Genomic DNA, 17,286 nt, shown 5'->3' with positions numbered 1-17,286 from the left:
AAATATTTCGTTACTCATCAAATAGTTAATATGGATTTCGTGAGTAAGTTCACAGGACGCGGAACGGCTTGGCGAATACCCTGCCGATCCCCCTGAAGCGGAGTACGCAGCACCATGGCCATCTTCAACCAGCAACCCTCGGCGAAAAAGGACGCGCCCAGCTTCGTTCCGGAACCGGTTCCGGCCGCGCCGAAGGAAACCGCACCGGCCGTGGACTACGTGCCCGCTCCCGCCTACCGCGCCGAACGCAGCGAGACGAAGGAATCGCTGATCGCTTCCGACATCACCATCGAGGGCAAGATCGAAGGCAGCGGCCACGTGCGCATCGCCGGGCGCTTCAAGGGCGACGTCAACGTGCAGGGCGACCTCAGCATCGAGAAGGACGCCAAGGTGGCCGGCGGCGTGCGCGCGAAGAAGGTCACCCTCGCCGGCGAACTGGAAGGCAACATCGACGCGGCGGCGCAGGTCGAACTGCTGCAGGGCGGCGTGCTCGTCGGCGATCTCAAGGCCGGCTCGCTGACCGTCGCCGCCGGTTCGCGCATGCGCGGACAGGTCGAATTCGGCTGGGACGACAAGCACGCGTCGAAGGCCGGCCGCAACGGCGCGGAGAACGGCGCCGCATCGTGAATGCGCACCGAGCGCGCGTCACGCGCGTTTGCCCGCATTGCAAGGCGACGATCCTCGCCAGCGCCGACGTGTGCCCGTCGTGCCGGCACCACCTTCGCTTCAACTCCTCGGCCACCGCGCAGCGCCGCACCTCGTGCGCGCTGCGCGTCGAGGGCACCCTGGAGCAGCCGCGCACGGGCGGCTTCTCCGAGTATTCGATGGTGCTGTCGATCCGCAACGAACGCGGCGAGGAAATCGAGCGCAAGCTGGTCGGCGTCGGCGCTGTGCGCCCCGGCGAATCGCGCACGTTCGCGCTGGCGGTGGAGCTGACGCAGGACGCCGAGTGAGGGACCTCGCAGGCCGGCCTCGAACGAGGCCGGCCGCGGCGGACTGCGTTATTTCTTCGCCGCCACCGAAGACGCCGCCGCCAGCGGCAGCGACAGCGCGCTCGGATGCGCGGCGTCGTGGTAGAGCTTGACCGTGACCGTGCGCGCGTCCTTGCCCGACTCCTCCGCGATCGTGCCGCCGGTGTTGTAGTTCTTCTCCGCGTACATCGAATTGACCGGCCCGATCGCCAGGCGCAGGCGGCTGTCCTTGGCGATGCGGCGTGCGACGAAGCTGAAGCGGTCGAAGTCGTAGCGCTCGATCGCGCCCGGGCGGACCGGACGCGCCTCGCGCAGGCTCTGGCGGTAGCGCGCGCGGATCGCGTCGCCGGCGAGGAAGACCACCGTGCCGTCCGCCTTCACCTCGTGCACGGAGACGGCGATGTCGGTGTCGGGCTGGTCCAGCTCGATCCACGCCGACAACTTGAAGAAGCCGGCGATGTCGGTGTCCGCCGCGAACGGCGGCGTGTGGTAGAACAAGGCGTCGCCGCCCGCGCGCATCGCGCCGCGCTGGTCGGTCAGCGCGTTCTCGTAGTCTTCCATCTCCCACTGCGCCGAGCTGGTGTCGAGCGGGTCGTAGACGTAGCGATCCGGCTTGCCGCGGCCGGGCTGGTCGCGCCGGAGGTCGCCGGAGGCGAACACGTCGTTCGCGCGCGCGGCGACCGAATCCAGATGCCAGGCCTCGCGGCGCGCGGTCACCGCATCGAGCGTCGGCGCGTAGCGCCAGGCTTCCTCGCCGGTCACGTAGAAGGCGACCTTGTCCTTGAGGAACTCCGGCTTGGCGCCGCTCTTCAGGGTCCAGTCGTACCAGTCCCTGTGCAGCGCGTTCATGTCCAGCAGCGAGGCCTGGCCGAACTTCAAGCCGGCCACCTCGGCCTTCGGCGTGCGCGTGCCGGCATGGTCCCACGGGCCGACGATCAGGTAGTGCCTGGCCTTCGCCGCCTCCGAGCCGTACTGCATGTGCTCGCGGTACAGCGCGAGCGCTCCGGGCTGGTCGCCGTCGTACTGCCCGGTGATGCTGAGGATCGGCAGCGACAGCGCGGCGTACTGCTCGGGTGTCGGATTGAAGCTGTCCCAGTAGGCGTCCTGCGCGGGATGCGCGATCCAGGTCTGGAAGTGCGGCGACGGATTGCCGACGTAGCGGTCCAGCTCCTTGAACGGCGCGTGCGCCTCGTACCAGCGGCGGAACTGCGCGCCCCAGAACGCGCCGTCGCCGAAGATCTTCTCCTGGCCGGCGCGCCCGGCGACCAGGGTCAGCCACTGCGTGTCGTAGGAATAGAACATGTTGCGCGACATCGGATAGTCGAGGCCCGGCTTGGGCGAGGCGACCGGCACGATGGTGGCCAGATGCGGCGGGAACTCCTTCGCGCTGGCCCACTGGTCGTAGCCGGCGTAGGAGCCGCCCCACATCGTGATCTTGCCGTTGCAGTACGGCTGCCGCGCCAGCCATTCGACCACGTCGTGACCGTCCCGGGCCTCCTGCAGCATCGGCGTGAACTCGCCCTGCGAGTTGCCGCGTCCGCGCACGTCGACGCCGAGGAAGACGTAGCCGTTGGCGGCGAAGTACATGCCGCGATCGTGGTAGCTCTGCGCGATGTACGGCGTCAGCGTGAACACGCACGGCAGCGGCTGCGGCTGCTCGCGCGGCTGGTACAGCGTCGCGTTGAGCTCGACGCCGTCGCGCAGCGGAATGCGCACGCCCCACTGGAACTGCACTTCGGCCGCCGCGGCGGCGCCCGCCGCTGCCGCCGCGCCGAGAAACAGCGCCACGCGCGCCAGCCGGACGATCCCCTCGTATCGCATGCCATCCCCTCTGAACGCGCCGCCCCCGGCGCCGGGCTACTTTGCCGGCAGCGGTGCGGCCGAAGCAAGCCGCGAGGATGCACCCGCGCGCGGACTCAGCCGAACCGCGCCGGGTCGAACGGGGCGAGGTCGAACGACGGCGGCGTGCCCGCGATCACCTCGCTGACGAGGAGACCGGTCACCGCGGAGAGGCTGACGCCGAGCATGCCGTGCCCGGTGGCCAGGGTCAGGTTCGCGCATCCGGGCACGCGTCCGAGCAGGGGCAGGTCGTCCGGCGTCATCGGCCGCCAGCCGTACCATTCCTCGACCACCGCCGGTCCCTCGGGCTGGTGCAGGAACTGCGCCGCGCCGCGACGCAGCGCATCCAGGCGCGTGCGGTTCAGGCGCGTGTCGTAGCCGGCGAATTCCATCGTGCTGCCGAGGCGGTAGCCGGAATTCCACGCGGTCACGCACACACTCGGCTCCTTCAAGGTCATCGGAATGCGCGGGCACGAGGCCGGACGCGTGTAGGTGATCGAGTAGCCCTTGCCGGGCTGGATCGGGATGCGCAGGCCGAGCTGGCGCGCGAACGCCGGCGACCAGGCGCCGAGCGCGAACACCACTTCGCCGCCTTCGAACTCACCTTGCGTGGTCGCCACCTTCGCCACGCGGCCGCCCTCGCGCACGATGCCGTCGATGCGCGCGCCCTCGACGATCGTGCCGCCGGCCGCGCGCACCAGGCGCGCCAGCTCGGCGACGTAGCGGTCCGGCCGCAGCTGCGCGTCGCCGGGATTGAACAGTGCGCCGGCCACGCCGGGCCTGAGCGCCGGCTCGCGCGCGAGCGCGGCCTGCGCATCGAGCACTTCCACGCGCACGCCCAGGTCGGCGAGCAGGCGCAGCGGCGCTCGCGCGTGTTCGAAGTTCCGCTCATCGCGGAACACGTTCATCGTGCCCAGCGCCTCGAATTCGCAATCCAGCCCGTGGCGGCGCACCAGTTCCTCGATCAGCTCGCGCGAGCGCAGCAGCAGCGGCGCCTTCGCCGCGGTCGCGCGCTCGAAGTCGCGCGGATTGCAGCGCGCGGCGAAGCCGAGCAGCCAGCGCAGCAGCGCCGGGTCCAGGCTCGGCTTGATGCGCAGCGGTGCGTCGGGCCGCAGCAGCCAGCGCAGCGCGGTGCCGATCATGCCCGGCTGCGCCAGCGGCGAGGCGTGGCTCGGCGTCAGCGTGCCGCAGTTGCCGTGCGAGCTGCCGCCGCCGACCCGCCCCTGCTCGAGCACCGTCACGCTGCGCCCGGCAGCGAGCAGGTAGTGCGCGCAGGCGAGGCCGATCACGCCGCCGCCGAGGATCAATGCGTCCGCCCGTTTCCTGTCCATCCGGCCATTGTACGAAGGGCGAACCCCGAAACGCCGGCTGCGACGTTCCATCCGCGGTGACGCCCGTGACGCCACTCGCCCCTTTGCCGTACCCTCTGGCGGATATGGGGGCCGAAAAGACCGACGAGGAACTGATGCTCGCTTACGCCGGAGGCGACCTGCTCGCTTTCGAGATGCTCTACCGGCGCCACCGCGGCATGTTGTACCGCTTCCTGCTGCGCAACCTGCGCCAGCGCGCCGATGCCGACGAACTGTTCCAGGAGACCTGGAGCCGTCTGATCGCCGCGCGCGAGCGTTACCGGCCCGAAGCGAAGTTCACCACCTGGCTGCTGCAGATCGCGCACAACCTCGTCATCGACCGCTTCCGGCGCCAGCGTCCGCAGGCCTCCGCCGACGAAACCGAGGCCGTGCTGCGCACGCTCGACGCCCCCGAATCCGAACAGCCCGAACGCGCCCTGAGCGAGTTCGAGCAGCGCCGCCGCCTGCAGCTCGCCCTGGAGGACCTGCCGGAGGAGCAGCGCCTGGCCTTCCTGCTGCGCATCGAAGGCGGTCTCGGCCTGGAGGAAATCGGCGAGATCACCGGCGCCGGACGCGAGACGGTGAAGTCGCGCCTGCGCTACGCGCTGGCGCGCATCCGCGCGAGGTTCGCCACATGAACACGCCGCGCCGGCCCGACGACGAGCTCGAGCGGCTGCTCGCCGACGACGGCGGCGAGCTGGGCGCGCTGTACCGGCGCCTGCCGCGCATCGAGCCGCCGCGGCGGCTGGACCGCAGCGTGCTCGGCGAAGCGGCGCGCGCGGTGCACGGCACGCGGCCGCGACGGCAGCGCTGGCTGATCGGCTTCGGTTCCGCCGCCGGCCTGGTGCTCGCCGCCGGGGTCGCCTGGCACGTCGGCCACGAACCGCTGCGCCAGCCGCCGCATGAGCCCGCGCACGGCGCACCCACTTACGTGCCGGTGCAGCCGATCGACGCACCGGCGCGCCGGCACGAAGCCGCGCCACCCTCCCCCTCCGGCCTCGCGGCACCGGCGCCGGCACCGGCCGCCTCGGCGCCGTCGAAGCCGGCAATCGCGGACGAAGCCAAGGCGACGCGCGCCGCCCGCCCGGCGCTCGAACAGGCCGCGCCCGCGCCGCGCAGTGCGCCGCCACCGCCGGCGGCGGCGCCGGAGCCTCCCGCTCCGGCCGCGGTCGCATCGCCGCCGGTCGAAGCGCAGCAGGAAGCCGCGGCGCCGGCCGGCGCCAATACGACTTCCGCCTACTCCGCCAACGAGAGCGAAGCGCTGTCAAAGCAGGCCGCGGACACCGCGCCGAAAAAACGCGAACGCTCCGCCGGCATGTCGGCGCCGTCGAGCTCGGTCGAACTGCGCCGCGACACCCAGCTCGCGCCGGAAGTCTGGCTCGCGCGCATCGAGCAGCTGGTGCGCCAGGGCCGCCGCCAGCAGGCGATCGAAAGCCTGCAGCTGTTCCGCCGCGCGCATCCGGACTGGCAGCTGCCCGAATCCCTGCGCGAACTGGACGACTGAGACGGACCGATGCGCAGCCTGCTGTTCCTGCTGATCGGACTCGCGCTGGCCTGCCTGATCGGCTTCGCGATGTTCGACGCGTCGCCGCCGCGCCTCGAGGACGCCGCCCCGCTCGACGCCGCACCTGCCACGTCGCCGCCGCTGGCGCTGTTCGGATTGCTGATCCTCGGCAGCTGGGCGACCTTGCTGATTCGAGATTCGTCCTGGCTGCGCATGGTGCTCTTCGTGCTGGTCGTCGCGATCGGCGCGCTGGTCCTGCTGGCCGGCGCGTTCTCGGCGTACTGGGACCACTTCATGCGTCCGAGCGAAACCGTCGGCTGGTGGTGGATCGGCACCGGTGTTCTGATGCTGCTGTCGCAGATCGTCGGCTGGCTGCGCGCGACACGCGCGTGGGACGACGAAGGACCCTAGCGCAGCCGCATGAGCCCGCCGATCACCACCTTGGCCGACGCAGCGAGCCTGCCGCAGGAGATCAAGAAAAGCCGCTTCCTCGCGCAGGCCGCGCCGGTCGACGACGCCGACGAGGCGCTCGCCTTCGTCGCGCGCGTGAGCGCGCGCGACGCCACCCACAACTGCTGGGCGTACCGCATCGGCGCGAACTACCGCTTCAACGACGACGGCGAACCGGGCGGCAGTGCCGGCCGGCCGATCCTCGCCGCGATCGAGGGCCAGGGACTGGACCGCGTCGCGGTGGTCGTCACGCGCTGGTTCGGCGGGATCAAGCTCGGCGTCGGCGGGCTCGTGCGCGCCTACGGCGGCTGCGCCGCGGAATGCCTGCGCCTGGCACCCAGGCGCGTGCTGGTCGAACGCACGACGCTGCGCGTGCACTGCGACTTCTCCACTGCGGCGAACCTGCATGCGCGCCTGCGCGACTTCGAGGCGGCCAAGCGCGACGAACGCGCTTCTGCCGAGGGCGTCGAGCTGGAGCTCGAACTGCCGCTCGAACGCGTCGCGGCGCTCACCGCATTCCTGCGCGACCTGTCGCGCGGCCGCGCGATCGTGCAAGCTCCTTGAAGCGCCCCGCGCGCATCCGCATCTCGTTCCGACGCCCGCCTGCCCTCGCCGATGACCGACCAGCCCGCCGAAGCACCGCGCCGTCTGCGCTCCCTGACCCGCCTGCTGCCCTATCTGAAGCCGTACCGCGGCCTGATCGCCGGCTGGCTGGGCTTTCTCGCGCTGTCCTCGACCGCCACGCTGACGCTGCCGCAGGCGGTGCGCGTGATGATCGACCACGGCTTCACGCCGGCGAACGCGGCCGCGATCAACGCCAGCTTCGCCGGCCTGTTCGTCGTCGCGGCGGTGCTGGCGATCGCCACCGCGGCGCGCTTCTTCTTCATCAGCCTGCTCGGCGAACGCGTCGCCGCCGACCTGCGCAAGCGCCTGTACGACCACCTGCTGACCCTGGACCAGGCGTTCTTCGAGCGCACGCGCAGCGGCGAGCTGGTCTCGCGGCTGGCGGCCGACACCGAACTGGTGCAGACGGTGGTCGGCTCGACCCTGTCGGTCGCCGTGCGCAGCGTGGTCACCCTGGTCGGCGGCGCCGTCGCGATGGTCGCGACGAGTCCGCGCCTGGCCGGCTTCACCGCGCTGGTGATCCCGGCCGTGGTCCTGCCGATCGTGGTGTTCGGCCGCCGCGTGGCCAAGCTGTCGCGCGAAAGCCAGGACCGCATCGCCGACACCTCGGCCACCGCCAGCGAGGCGCTGAACGCCATGCACACGGTGCAAGCCTACACGCGCGAACCGCAGGAATCGGCGCGCTACGCGGGCGCGGTCGCGCGCGCGCTGGCGACCGCGCGCCGGCGCATCGCGATGACCGGCACGCTGACCGCGCTGGTGATCCTGCTCACCTTCGGCGCGATCACCGCGGTGCTGTGGGCCGGCGCGCAGGCGGTCATCGCCGGCACGATGGCGGCCGGCGTGCTCAGCCAGTTCGTGCTCTACGCGGTGCTCGCCGCAGGTTCCGTCGGCGCGCTGACCGAGGTGTGGGGCGAGGTGCTGCGTGCGGCCGGCGCGCTCGGGCGCATCGGCGAGCTGTTCGACACCGTGCCGGCGATCCGCTCGCCGGCCGAACCCAGGGCGCTGCCGCAGCCCGTGCGCGGCGCGATCCGCTTCGAGCACGTCGAATTCCGCTACCCGTCGCGGCCGGACCGCGCCGCGCTGCACGACTTCACGCTGGAGGTCGAGCCCGGCCGCACGGTCGCCCTGGTCGGCCCGTCCGGCGCCGGCAAGAGCACCGTGTTCCAGCTGCTGCAGCGATTCCACGAACCGCAGTCCGGACGGATCACGCTCGACGGCATCGGGCTTCCCGCACTCGCCCTTCCCGACCTGCGCGGCGCATTCGCGCTGGTGCCGCAGGACCCGGTGCTGTTCGGCGCCAGCGCGGCCGACAACATCGGCTTCGGCCGCTCGGACGCGACGCGCGAGCAGATCGTCGCCGCCGCCCGCGCCGCCGAGGCGCACGACTTCCTCGACGCGCTGCCGGAAGGCTACGACACCTATCTCGGCGAGCGCGGCGTGCGCCTGTCCGGCGGCCAGCAGCAGCGCATCGCGATCGCGCGCGCCCTGCTGCGCGACGCGCCGGTGCTGCTGCTCGACGAAGCGACCTCGAGCCTGGACGCGCAGTCCGAGCACCTCGTGCAGCAGGCCCTGGAAAGGCTGATGCGCGGCCGCACCACGCTGGTCATCGCGCATCGCCTGGCCACCGTGCAGCGCGCCGACCGCATCGTGGTGATGGACGGCGGGCGCATCGTCGCGCAGGGCACGCACGCGCAGCTCGTGCGCGAAGACGGCCTGTACGCGGAGCTGGCGCGGCTGCAGTTCGCTGCCTGAGACGGCGGCTTTTCTCCCTTTCCCGCTTGCGGGAGAGGGAACGCCCCGCCATTGCGCTATCTTCCGCGCGTGGTCGAATCACCGCCCTCTCCCTCTGTGCAGTCCGGCGTCTCCGACGCGCTCCGGCGCTGCGAGGGCCTGCTCGCCGCCGGCCGCGCCGACGACGCGCTCGCGGTGGCGAACGAGGCGCTGGTGCTGGATCCGTCGAACGTGCCAGCACGCCTGCTGCTCGGCCTCGCCCTGCTCTTCTGCGAGCGCTCCGCCGAAGCGGCGAGTGAACTCGCCGACGTGCTCCGGCGCGAACCGCAGCAACTGCTCGCGCGCTGCGCACTGGTCCGCGCCCTGCTGCAGCAAGGCAAGCCGGACGAGGCACTCGCCGTCGCGCTCGATCCGGTCCTGCTCGACGCCGGCCGCGAATTCGGCGGCGCGCTCGGCGATTTCGCCGCCGCCGATGCGCAGCGGCAGCGCACGGAACTGCTGCGTTCGCGCGCGCAGCGCCACCCGCAGGACTACGCCAGCGTGCTGGCCCTCGCCCAGGCCCTGCACGGACAGGGAGCGCTCGGCGAGACGCTGCACTGGAGCGAGCGGGCACTCGCGCTGCGGCCGCAGGCACGCGCGCCGCGCGCGGTGCTGGCGACGGCGCTGATCGACCGCGGCGACGTCGAGCCCGGCCTCGCCCGCCATCGCGAACTGCTGCACGAAGCCGATGCCGACACCGCGGCGCGGCAGCTGGTGCTGATGCACTACGACCCGCGACAGGACAACGAAACCCTGTACGCCGCGCATCGTGATTTCGCGCAGCGGCATCTGCCGCGCTTCGGCCCTCCGTTCGCTTCGCGCCGCGCGCCCTCCGCCGACGGCCCGCTGCGCATCGGCTGGCTGTCGCCGCGTTTCGGCCAAGGGCCGGTGGCGACCTTCCTGGGCGGCCTGCTCGAGGCCTTCGACCGCACGCGTCACCGGCACCTGCTGATCGCGCTGCAACCCGCTCGCGCGGACGCCACGCCTCTGCGCGCGCTGGCCGACGAATGGATCGATGCCAGCGGCCTGGACGACGCGGCGCTGCTGCACCGACTGCGCGATCTCGACCTCGACGTGCTCGTCGACCTCGCCGGTCACTCCACCTGGAACCGCATGCGCGTGATCGCGCAGCGCGTGGCGCCGCTGCAGGTGTGCTGGCTCGACTGGTTCGACACGACGGGCGTGCCCGCGATGGACGCCTGGATCAGCGACGCCTGGCTGACGCCGGAAGGTTCCGGCCAGCGCTACAGCGAACGCCTGCTGCGCCTGCCGGCCGGGCGCTTCTGCTACACGCCGCCGCGACCGCCGCCGCCGCCGGACCACGCGGGCGACGGACCCGTGCGCTTCGCCTCGTTCAACCGGCTGGCCAAGCTCAACGACAACGTCGTCGCCACGTGGGCGCACATCCTGCACCGCGTGCCGCAGGCGCAGCTCGAACTCGGCACGCGCCTGCTCGACGACGCGGCGACGCGCGAACACACGCTGGCGCGCTTCGCCGCGCACGGCATCGCACGCGAGCGCGTGGAACTGCACGGCCGGCGCCCGTACGCCGACCTGCTCGACGCGTACCGGCGCATCGACGTCGCGCTCGATCCGTTCCCGTTCTCCGGCTGCACCACCACCTGCGATGCGCTGTGGATGGGCGCCGCCGCGGTCACGCTGCCGGCAGAAACCTTCGTCAGCCGGCAGAGCGCCAGCCTGCTGCAGCGCCTCGGACGCGAGGACTGGATCGCGCACGACCGCGCGGACTACGTCGAGCGCGCCGTCGGCCTTGCCGGCGACGTCGCCGCACTGCGTGCGGGTCGCCCGGCCCTGCGCGCGGCGGTGCAGGAAAGGCTGTGCGACGCGCAGGCCCAGGCACGGGATTTCGCCGCAGCGCTGCGCGAACTGCTGCGCGAACGCCGGGCGGAAGGATAGAAAAAAACGAAGGACCGCCGTCCTGGCGATCCTTCGAGCCGCGGAACCCGAACGGATCCGGGTCCCGCTGTGTCGACCGGGTGCTCGCCTCCCGGTCGAGAGCGACACGTTCCTGTATCGCCGGTGCCCTTGCGCCGCGTGGCGCCTACTCGTAGCCGAAGCCGTCCGCGAAGAGACGGTCGGTGACGTTGCCGCGCACGATCACCGTGGAGCCGTAGCCCTGCAGTTCGACGCTCTGCACGGCGAAGCCGGACGCGTTGAACACGCCGTCGTCGCCCGGCGAGGCGACGCTGCGGGGCGACATCGAATAGATCATGCTGACCGGCGTCGGCACGACGCCGGCCGCGGTCGGCACGTCGACCATCGTGCCGTAGCCGAGGACCTTCTGCGGCGCCTGGCCCGGACGCAGGCGCCAGATCGAGCTTTCGCCCGGATTGCTGACCTCGGCGAAGACCGCGACGTCACCGTTGTCGAACACCGCGAAGCGGTAAAACTCCATCCACGTGCGCCCCGGCGCCGGCGCATAGGTGCCGGTGTCGCCGAGCAGGGCGAGCGGCGTCGCGCCTGCCTCGGGCGTGATGTGCCACAGGCCGGTGGTCGTCTGCTGCGGATTGCCGACCGGCGCCATCGTCGCCTTCAGCGCGGCGTAGCGGCCGGCCGCGCGTACCTGGTACTGGAAGTCGCCGTCCTGGAACACCTGGCCGGCGATCTTCGGCCCCAGGGCACCCTCGGCGCCGCGCACCAGCACCGGCGAATGGCTGCCGTCCGGCGCATGGCGGAACAGGCCGAAGAACGCGCCGGAGTCGGCCTGTCCCTTGGCGGTGAACAGCACCTCGCCGGGCCGGCCGGTCGCCAGCAGCGCATAGATGGTGCTGAACGTGGCCGACGCGCCCATGCCCGGACCGAGCGCGCCGCTGTCGCCGGTCAGTGCCAGCGCCCGCGGCGAGCCGTCGCACAGGCGCCAGATGCCGCCGCGCGCACTGCCCGGAACGTTCTCGACACCGGTCGTGCCGGCGACCGAGTAGATCTCGCCGCGCGGGCTGATCGCCAGCATGTCGGGACCGGCGCCGCTCGCGAACGTGCCGATGCCGCCAATGTCGGGCGACCAGTCCGGTCCGACGTCGTAGGTGAAGAAGCAGGCGCGGTTGCCCGAACCCGGACGATGATGGATGACCGCGTCGCGCAGGTTGCCGGCACCGTTGCCGTTGATCTGCACGCTCATCACGGCTTCGCCGTTCGGCAGCGCGCGCGCGTCGATGTCGCGGAACGAGCCGAACGGCTTGAGCGTGTAGAACATCCAGCCCGGCGGCAGGCCCGGGCCGAGCGGGCTTTCCGAGCCGACGCCGTTGCGCGCGATCTCGATGTTGCGCGTGCCGTCCCAGCGCCACACGCTCTGCGGGCCGCCGGACGAGCCCGGCGCGCCGGCGATCGCGGCGAACACGCGGTGGTTGGTGCCGAAGCCGTCGCGGTCGGCCTGCACGTTGCGGAACACGTCGCCGGCCTCCGCGCCGGTGCGGCCGGGACCGGTCGCGTCGGTGACGTCGGTGCGCGCGATCGGCAGCAGCTGCCCGCCCTTCTCCGCCCAGTGCTCGTTCGGCAGGCTCGGCCGCGTGCGCGCGAAGCTCAGCAGCGGCGGCCCGCGGTCGGCCATCGTCGTGCTTTCGATGGAGTAGTTCTCGTTGACCGGCGGCAGCTGCGGCAGGACGATCCCGGGATTGCGCGCATTCAGCACGGCACGCCATTCGGCGGCTCCCGCGAGAGGCGCGGCCAGCATCGCGGTCAGCAGGATGGATCGGGAAAGGCTCGTGTGGCGCACCGAGTGGAACTCCGGGAAATGGCGAGAAGGCGCGATGATAACTACGAGAACTTCCGTAGTCGGCACGGAGCGGAAACGCGGCAGTAACGGAGTGGTAACGGCGCGGTTCGCGCTCGATGCGCGCGGCCGGAAGCGCCGTTTGCACGCAAAAAAAAGCCCCGCGAACGCGGGGCTACGCTGGAAACCTGCGGGACCGCCTCACTTGACCGGCTGGACGCCCGACGCCTGCTGGCCCTTGGGCCCTTGCACGATCTCGAAATTGACGAGCTGCCCTTGCTGCAGCGTGCGGAATCCCTGTGAATTGATGGCCGAGTAGTGAACGAATACGTCCTCCCCGCCATTTTCGGGTGCAATGAACCCGAACCCCTTGGCATCGTTAAACCATTTCACTGTTCCGGTTAGCATCGATGACGCCTCTTGCTGTGGATTAGCGTGCAGCGGAGGGCCTTCCAATGCGACAGTCGCAGGCCAGATACGCGGCACGCTCCAATATAACTATTACTTAACAATAAAAATCAAGCGGCAGAATGCGGCGCCGTGATACACGTCGCTGCTCGCAAAAAACCCCGCTTGTTCCGGCCCGCCTACCCGCCCAGCAAGGCGCCGACCAGAACCGGTACCTGCTTCGTCGCCGCTTCCAGATTGGCGTAGATTTCCGGCAGGCTGATTTCGGCCTCGTCGCCGCAGCCGGCGGCCCAGTTCGCCACCAGCGCGATGCAGGCGTACTCCAGTTCGAGCTCCCGGGCCAGGGCCGCCTCCGGCATGCCGGTCATGCCGACCAGGTCGCAGCCGTCGCGGCGCAGGCGCGCGATCTCGGCGCGCGTCTCCAGCCGAGGGCCCTGCGTCGCGCCGTAGCAGCCGCCGTCGACCACGGCGACGCCGGCACGGGCGGCCGCGGCCAGCAGGTCGCGGCGCAGCGTCGCCGAGTACGGCTCGCTGAAGTCGATGTGCTTCACCTGCGCGCCGGCGACGTCGGAAAAGCTGGTCAGGCGGTCGTGCGTGTAGTCGATGATCTGGTCGGGCACCGCCAGCACGCGCGGGCCCATGTCGTCGCGGATGCCGCCGACCGCGTTGACGCCGACCACGCGGCGCACGCCCAGGTCGTGCAGCGCCCACAGGTTCGCGCGGTAGTTCACCCGATGCGGCGGGATCGTGTGGCCTTCGCCGTGGCGGGCCAGGAAGGCGATGCGGCGTCCGCCGACGCGGCCGAGCACGATCGCGTCCGACGGATGTCCGTACGGCGTGTCGGTGGCGTAGCGTTCGACGTCCTTGAGGCCGGGAAACCGGTACAGGCCGGTGCCGCCGATCAGGGCCAGGTCAATGCTCATGGTGTCTGCCTGTGTGGAAGGTTCCGTCGTTGCGCGCCCTCGGCACTCGATCTCAAGCGGCTCGGGCCGCCGTGAAAGAGCTTTTCTCGCACAGACGCGGAGGTCGCAGAGGAAAAGCCGTGCCTGTTCTGCTCTCTAATTCTCTGCGCCTCTGCGAGCAAGCAGCTTCTTGCAATACAGGCGCCTGGATCGCCCTACTCGTCCCGCATGGCGTAGATCGCCGGCAGGTTGCGGGCCTGTTCGTGATAATCCATGCCGTAGCCGAACACGTAGCGGTCCGGCACCTCGACGCCGACGAAATCGGCCGCCAGGTCCGGCACGCAGCGGCCGTGGCGCTTCTCGCACAGCACCGCCAGCAGCACGCGCGCGGCGCCTTGCGCGAGGCAGAAGTCGCGGATCGCCTTCAGGGTGTGCCCTTCGTCGAGGATGTCGTCGACCAGCAGCACCGTGGTGCCGGCCAGCGGCGTCGCCGGACGCTTGATCCAGGCCAGCTCGCCGCCGCTGGTCGCGCCGCGATAGCGCGTGGCGTGCACGTAGTCGAATACGAGCGGCGAGCGGATCGCCGTCGCCAGCTGCCCGGCGAACGGCAGCGCGCCCTGCATGACGGTGACGAAGACGGCCGGGCCGCCGTCCAGCGCGACGTCGATCTCGTCGCCCAGGCGCGCGATCGCCGCCTTCAGGGCCGGCTCCTCGTGGATGCAGTCGGCGTGTGCCAGCGCGGCGGAAAGGTCGGGGGTCATGCGGGCTCCGCGGTGGTGTCGAGCGCGGTGACGCTCGCGATGAATTCGTCGCGCTGCGGGTTGCTGACGAGCGCGTTCCAGGTCTGCGCGACTGCGCCCTGCAGCGTCGCGAGACGTTCCGGATCGCAGGGCATGACGCCGCGGGTGACCTCGACCGCCTCGGCGGCGACACCCGGGCCGCAGGCCAGCAGCAGGTCGCAGCCGGCCGCCAGATGCGCCTCGATGCGCTCGCGGATCCCGCCCACCGACTCCGCCGCAGCCATGCCGATGTCGTCGCCGATGACCAGGCCGCGGAAACCGAGTTGGCCGCGCAGCACGTCCTGGATCCAGACGCGCGAATAGCCGGCGGCGAGCGCGTCGACGGCCGGATACGTCACGTGCGCCATCATGACCGCCTCGGCGCCGGCGGCGATGCCGTCGGCGAACGGGATCAGGTCGGTCTCGCGCAGCTGTTCCAGCGTCCGCGGATCGACCGCGGCATCGAAATGGGTGTCCTCGGCGATCGAGCCGTGGCCGGGAAAATGCTTCAGCGTAGCCGCCATGCCGCCCAGGTGCATGCCGCGCAGGTACGCCTGCACCAGTTCGGAGGCGATCTGCGGATCGGCGTCGAAGGCGCGCGTGCCGATTGCGCGGTTGCCGCGCGCGAGGTCGGTGACCGGCGCGAAGCTGAGGTCGATGCCGATCGCGCGCATCTCGCTGGCCATCAGCCAGGCGTGCTCCTCGGCGCGGCGGATCGCCGCCGCCGGATCGCGCGCGTACAGCTCGCCGATGCGCAGCAGCGGCGGCAGCCGCGTGAAGCCTTCGCGGAAGCGCTGCACGGTGCCGCCTTCCTGGTCGACGCAGAGCAGGAACGGATCGGGACGCGCATTGCGGATGTCGTCGATCAGCGCGGTGACCTGCTCGCGGCTGTCGAAGTTGCGGGCGAACAGGATCACGCCGCTGACGTGCGGCGCGGCGATCTGCGCGCGCTCGGCATCGCCGAGGGTCTTGCCGGGAATTCCGATGATCAACATGTCTTCAGGGTGACCTCAGTGCGCGTCATCCGCGTTACGTTCCGCGGCGCTCCAGAGCGAGTACGGATGCGCGGCGAGGTTGAGATTGTAATAGCGCACGAGCTCGCTGACTTCGCGTCCCAGCCAGGCCGGCCGCGGGAACGGCGCGTCGACGCGGTCCAGCTCCAGCTCGGCCACGACCAGGCCGGCATTGTCGCCGCCGAATTCGTCCACTTCGAACTCGTGCCCGTCGACCTCGACGTAGTGGCGGGTCTTCTCGACCACGTCGCCGGCCAGCGTCGCCAGCAGGCGCTGCGCGTCCTCGAGCGGAATCGCGTACTCGTACTCGTCGCGCTGCACGCCGGGCGTGGCCGACTTGATGTTCAGGAACGCCGCCGCTGCGGCGATGCGCACGCGGACCGAGCAGCGCGCCGCCGGCGGACCGGCCAGGTAGCCCTGCACCATCCGCTCGCTGCGCGAGGCCGTGGCACGCCAGGCGTCGCCGACGACGAGGAACTTGCGCTCGATTTCAATGGGCATGTGGGTTTCGTCGATGGGTGATTGGAAAGCGTCTCTCGCAGAGACGCAGAGACACGCGGAGAAAAAATGAGAGAACGAATCTTTGCCTTTCTCTGCGTTCCTCTGCGTCTCCGCGAGAAACCGCTGTTTCTGACCTCAGCGCTCGAACAGCGCGATCGATTCGACGTGCGCCGTGTGCGGGAACATGTCCATCACGCCGGCCGCTTCCAGCCGGAAACCGTGGCGCTCCACCAGCGTGCCGGCGTCGCGCGCCAGCGAACCGGGATGGCAGGAGACGTAGACGATGCGGCGGGTCTCCTTGCGCGGCAGGTAGTCGAGCACGGCGGCCGCGCCCGAGCGCGGCGGATCGAGCAGCAGCTTGCTGTAACCGTGCATCGCCCATGGCGCGGCGCGCTGGTCCACGGCGAGATCGGCGGCGAAGAATTCGGTGTTCTTTTCCAGTCCGTTGCGTGCGGCGTTCTCGCGCGAACGCGCCACCAGGGCCGCCTCGCCTTCGACACCGACCACGCGGCCGGCACGGCGCGCGATCGGCAGGGTGAAGTTGCCGAGCCCGCAGAACAGGTCGAGCACGCTGTCTTCCGGCTGCGGATCGAGCAGGTCTAGCGCACGCGCGATCATGCGCCGGTTCATGCCGGCGTTGACCTGGATGAAATCGAGCGGGCGGAAGGCGATGTCGACGTCCGATTCGGGAATGCGGAACGACAGCGGCACCTGTTCCGGCCACAGCGGTGTCACGCTGTCCGGCCCGCCGGGTTGCAGCAGGATCGCGATCGCATGGGCCTGGCCGAACGCGGTCAGTGCCGCACGGTCGCTTTCCGACAGCGGCTGCAGGTTGCGGAATGTCAGCGCGACGGTGTCGTCGCCGGCAGCGATCTCGATCTGCGCGATCTGCGCCTTCGCCTCGAGCGAGCCGACCAGTGCGCCCAGCAAGGCGAGCCGCTCGCCGACCTGCGGCAGCAAGGTGTGGCAGACCGACAGATCGGCCACGAAGCGCGGATTGTCCTCGCGAAATCCCACCAGGACCTTGTCCTTCTTGGCGACCCACTTGACCGACAGGCGGCCCTTGCGGCGATAGCCCCAGGGTTCGTCGGTCAGCGGATCGAACCAGCGCGACGGCGCCACCTTGCCGATGCGTTCGAAGTTCTCGGCCAGCACGCGCTGCTTGGCGGCGATCTGCTCGGCCGGCGCGAGGTGCTGCAGCGAGCAGCCGCTGCAGGTGCCGAAATGCACGCAGCGCGGCTCGACGCGCAACGGCGAGCGGGTCAGCAGCTCCTCGACTTTGGCTTCGTCGAAGCTGCGGCTGCGCTTGACGGTGCGGATGCGCGCTCGCTCGCCCGGCAGGGCACCGGCGACGAAGACGGCCTTGCCGTCGACGCGCGCCACGCCGCGGCCGTCGTGGGAGAGATCGGTGATGTCGACTTCGGTGGTCTGCATGCTGAAAAC

17 protein-coding genes are annotated in these 17,286 nt (G+C 70.9%); 8 read left to right on the top strand and 9 right to left on the bottom strand.

Annotated elements, in window-relative coordinates; translation table 11 throughout:
* Positions 1 to 114 precede the first annotated feature (114 nt).
* Positions 115 to 627 carry a bactofilin family protein gene (locus ACFO6Q_RS14500; protein ID WP_380021820.1) on the top strand — a complete coding sequence of 171 codons (513 nt, stop codon included), beginning with the start codon at positions 115 to 117 and terminating at the stop codon, positions 625 to 627.
* Complete coding sequence (locus ACFO6Q_RS14495; protein ID WP_380021819.1) at positions 624 to 953, top strand: hypothetical protein; 330 nt, start codon at positions 624 to 626, stop codon at positions 951 to 953. The genes ACFO6Q_RS14500 and ACFO6Q_RS14495 overlap by 4 nt, the downstream gene beginning before the upstream one ends.
* Positions 954 to 1,001: 48 nt before the next feature.
* Here ACFO6Q_RS14495 and ACFO6Q_RS14490 read toward each other — a convergent pair whose 3' ends face one another.
* Positions 1,002 to 2,792: a CocE/NonD family hydrolase gene (locus ACFO6Q_RS14490; RefSeq protein WP_380021818.1), complete on the bottom strand. Its 1,791-nt coding sequence runs from the start codon at positions 2,790 to 2,792 to the stop codon at positions 1,002 to 1,004.
* A gap of 95 nt (positions 2,793 to 2,887) precedes the next feature.
* On the bottom strand, positions 2,888 to 4,141 hold the full coding sequence (locus tag ACFO6Q_RS14485) for an NAD(P)/FAD-dependent oxidoreductase (protein ID WP_380021817.1): 1,254 nt from the start codon (positions 4,139 to 4,141) through the stop codon (positions 2,888 to 2,890).
* A gap of 104 nt (positions 4,142 to 4,245) precedes the next feature.
* Here ACFO6Q_RS14485 and ACFO6Q_RS14480 point away from each other — a divergent pair, with 104 nt between their 5' ends.
* From ACFO6Q_RS14480 to ACFO6Q_RS14455, 6 genes are read left to right on the top strand one after another with little or no spacing between them, the layout of a single operon-like run.
* Entirely contained in the window at positions 4,246 to 4,797 is a 552-nt protein-coding gene (locus ACFO6Q_RS14480; protein WP_380021816.1) for an RNA polymerase sigma factor, read from the top strand.
* Positions 4,794 to 5,663: a hypothetical protein gene (locus ACFO6Q_RS14475; protein WP_380021815.1), complete on the top strand. Its 870-nt coding sequence runs from the start codon at positions 4,794 to 4,796 to the stop codon at positions 5,661 to 5,663. Before ACFO6Q_RS14480 ends, ACFO6Q_RS14475 begins: the two co-directional genes overlap by 4 nt.
* A gap of 9 nt (positions 5,664 to 5,672) precedes the next feature.
* Positions 5,673 to 6,074 carry a hypothetical protein gene (locus ACFO6Q_RS14470; protein ID WP_380021814.1) on the top strand — a complete coding sequence of 134 codons (402 nt, stop codon included), beginning with the start codon at positions 5,673 to 5,675 and terminating at the stop codon, positions 6,072 to 6,074.
* A 9-nt stretch (positions 6,075 to 6,083) separates the two neighbouring features.
* Entirely contained in the window at positions 6,084 to 6,677 is a 594-nt protein-coding gene (locus ACFO6Q_RS14465) for an IMPACT family protein (protein WP_380021813.1), read from the top strand.
* 51 nt (positions 6,678 to 6,728) lie between these two features.
* Positions 6,729 to 8,492: an ABC transporter transmembrane domain-containing protein gene (locus tag ACFO6Q_RS14460; protein WP_380021812.1), complete on the top strand. Its 1,764-nt coding sequence runs from the start codon at positions 6,729 to 6,731 to the stop codon at positions 8,490 to 8,492.
* Positions 8,493 to 8,543: 51 nt separating this feature from the next.
* On the top strand, positions 8,544 to 10,427 hold the full coding sequence (locus tag ACFO6Q_RS14455) for an O-linked N-acetylglucosamine transferase, SPINDLY family protein (RefSeq protein ID WP_380021811.1): 1,884 nt from the start codon (positions 8,544 to 8,546) through the stop codon (positions 10,425 to 10,427).
* 145 nt (positions 10,428 to 10,572) lie between these two features.
* Here the strand turns inward: ACFO6Q_RS14455 and ACFO6Q_RS14450 are convergent, their stop codons facing one another.
* The 7 genes from ACFO6Q_RS14450 to rlmD form a co-directional block, all read right to left on the bottom strand.
* Positions 10,573 to 12,243, bottom strand: a complete 1,671-nt coding sequence (locus ACFO6Q_RS14450) for a DUF7453 family protein (protein WP_380021810.1) — start codon at positions 12,241 to 12,243, stop codon at positions 10,573 to 10,575.
* Between the two features lie 198 nt (positions 12,244 to 12,441).
* Positions 12,442 to 12,648 (bottom strand): cold-shock protein, encoded by a 207-nt coding sequence (locus ACFO6Q_RS14445; RefSeq protein ID WP_380021809.1) that lies wholly within the window; start codon positions 12,646 to 12,648, stop codon positions 12,442 to 12,444.
* 179 nt (positions 12,649 to 12,827) lie between these two features.
* Complete coding sequence (locus ACFO6Q_RS14440; protein ID WP_380021808.1) at positions 12,828 to 13,571, bottom strand: S-methyl-5'-thioinosine phosphorylase; 744 nt, start codon at positions 13,569 to 13,571, stop codon at positions 12,828 to 12,830.
* A gap of 194 nt (positions 13,572 to 13,765) precedes the next feature.
* Positions 13,766 to 14,311, bottom strand: a complete 546-nt coding sequence (locus ACFO6Q_RS14435; protein ID WP_380021807.1) for a hypoxanthine-guanine phosphoribosyltransferase — start codon at positions 14,309 to 14,311, stop codon at positions 13,766 to 13,768.
* The gene (gene nagZ, locus ACFO6Q_RS14430; RefSeq protein ID WP_380021806.1) at positions 14,308 to 15,324 is read right to left on the bottom strand and encodes a beta-N-acetylhexosaminidase; all 1,017 of its coding nucleotides are present in this window, start codon (positions 15,322 to 15,324) and stop codon (positions 14,308 to 14,310) included. The genes ACFO6Q_RS14435 and nagZ overlap by 4 nt, the downstream gene beginning before the upstream one ends.
* A 15-nt stretch (positions 15,325 to 15,339) precedes the next feature.
* Positions 15,340 to 15,843 (bottom strand): CYTH domain-containing protein, encoded by a 504-nt coding sequence (locus tag ACFO6Q_RS14425; RefSeq protein WP_380021805.1) that lies wholly within the window; start codon positions 15,841 to 15,843, stop codon positions 15,340 to 15,342.
* A 135-nt stretch (positions 15,844 to 15,978) separates the two neighbouring features.
* Positions 15,979 to 17,277 (bottom strand): 23S rRNA (uracil(1939)-C(5))-methyltransferase RlmD, encoded by a 1,299-nt coding sequence (gene rlmD, locus ACFO6Q_RS14420; RefSeq protein WP_380021804.1) that lies wholly within the window; start codon positions 17,275 to 17,277, stop codon positions 15,979 to 15,981.
* Positions 17,278 to 17,286 lie beyond the last annotated feature (9 nt).

The organism is Dokdonella ginsengisoli (genome assembly GCF_042652785.1).
Classification (GTDB): domain Bacteria; phylum Pseudomonadota; class Gammaproteobacteria; order Xanthomonadales; family Rhodanobacteraceae; genus Dokdonella_A; species Dokdonella_A ginsengisoli.
Note: the sequence above shows the minus strand (reverse complement) of the source record. Positions and strands in the feature narration are given on the sequence as shown.

Excerpts from the sequence above, each read along its gene's own strand:
- rlmD (WP_380021804.1), bottom strand. The coding sequence starts at position 17,277 with ATGCAGACCACCGAAGTCGACATCACCGATCTCTCCCACGACGGCCGC.
- ACFO6Q_RS14445 (WP_380021809.1), bottom strand. The coding sequence starts at position 12,648 with ATGCTAACCGGAACAGTGAAATGGTTTAACGATGCCAAGGGGTTCGGG.
- ACFO6Q_RS14440 (WP_380021808.1), bottom strand. The coding sequence starts at position 13,571 with ATGAGCATTGACCTGGCCCTGATCGGCGGCACCGGCCTGTACCGGTTT.
- nagZ (WP_380021806.1), bottom strand. The coding sequence starts at position 15,324 with ATGTTGATCATCGGAATTCCCGGCAAGACCCTCGGCGATGCCGAGCGC.
- ACFO6Q_RS14435 (WP_380021807.1), bottom strand. The coding sequence starts at position 14,311 with ATGACCCCCGACCTTTCCGCCGCGCTGGCACACGCCGACTGCATCCAC.
- ACFO6Q_RS14470 (WP_380021814.1), top strand. The coding sequence starts at position 5,673 with ATGCGCAGCCTGCTGTTCCTGCTGATCGGACTCGCGCTGGCCTGCCTG.
- ACFO6Q_RS14475 (WP_380021815.1), top strand. The coding sequence starts at position 4,794 with ATGAACACGCCGCGCCGGCCCGACGACGAGCTCGAGCGGCTGCTCGCC.
- ACFO6Q_RS14460 (WP_380021812.1), top strand. The coding sequence starts at position 6,729 with ATGACCGACCAGCCCGCCGAAGCACCGCGCCGTCTGCGCTCCCTGACC.
- ACFO6Q_RS14485 (WP_380021817.1), bottom strand. The coding sequence starts at position 4,141 with ATGGACAGGAAACGGGCGGACGCATTGATCCTCGGCGGCGGCGTGATC.
- ACFO6Q_RS14500 (WP_380021820.1), top strand. The coding sequence starts at position 115 with ATGGCCATCTTCAACCAGCAACCCTCGGCGAAAAAGGACGCGCCCAGC.
- ACFO6Q_RS14480 (WP_380021816.1), top strand. The coding sequence starts at position 4,246 with ATGGGGGCCGAAAAGACCGACGAGGAACTGATGCTCGCTTACGCCGGA.
- ACFO6Q_RS14465 (WP_380021813.1), top strand. The coding sequence starts at position 6,084 with ATGAGCCCGCCGATCACCACCTTGGCCGACGCAGCGAGCCTGCCGCAG.
- ACFO6Q_RS14425 (WP_380021805.1), bottom strand. The coding sequence starts at position 15,843 with ATGCCCATTGAAATCGAGCGCAAGTTCCTCGTCGTCGGCGACGCCTGG.
- ACFO6Q_RS14490 (WP_380021818.1), bottom strand. The coding sequence starts at position 2,792 with ATGCGATACGAGGGGATCGTCCGGCTGGCGCGCGTGGCGCTGTTTCTC.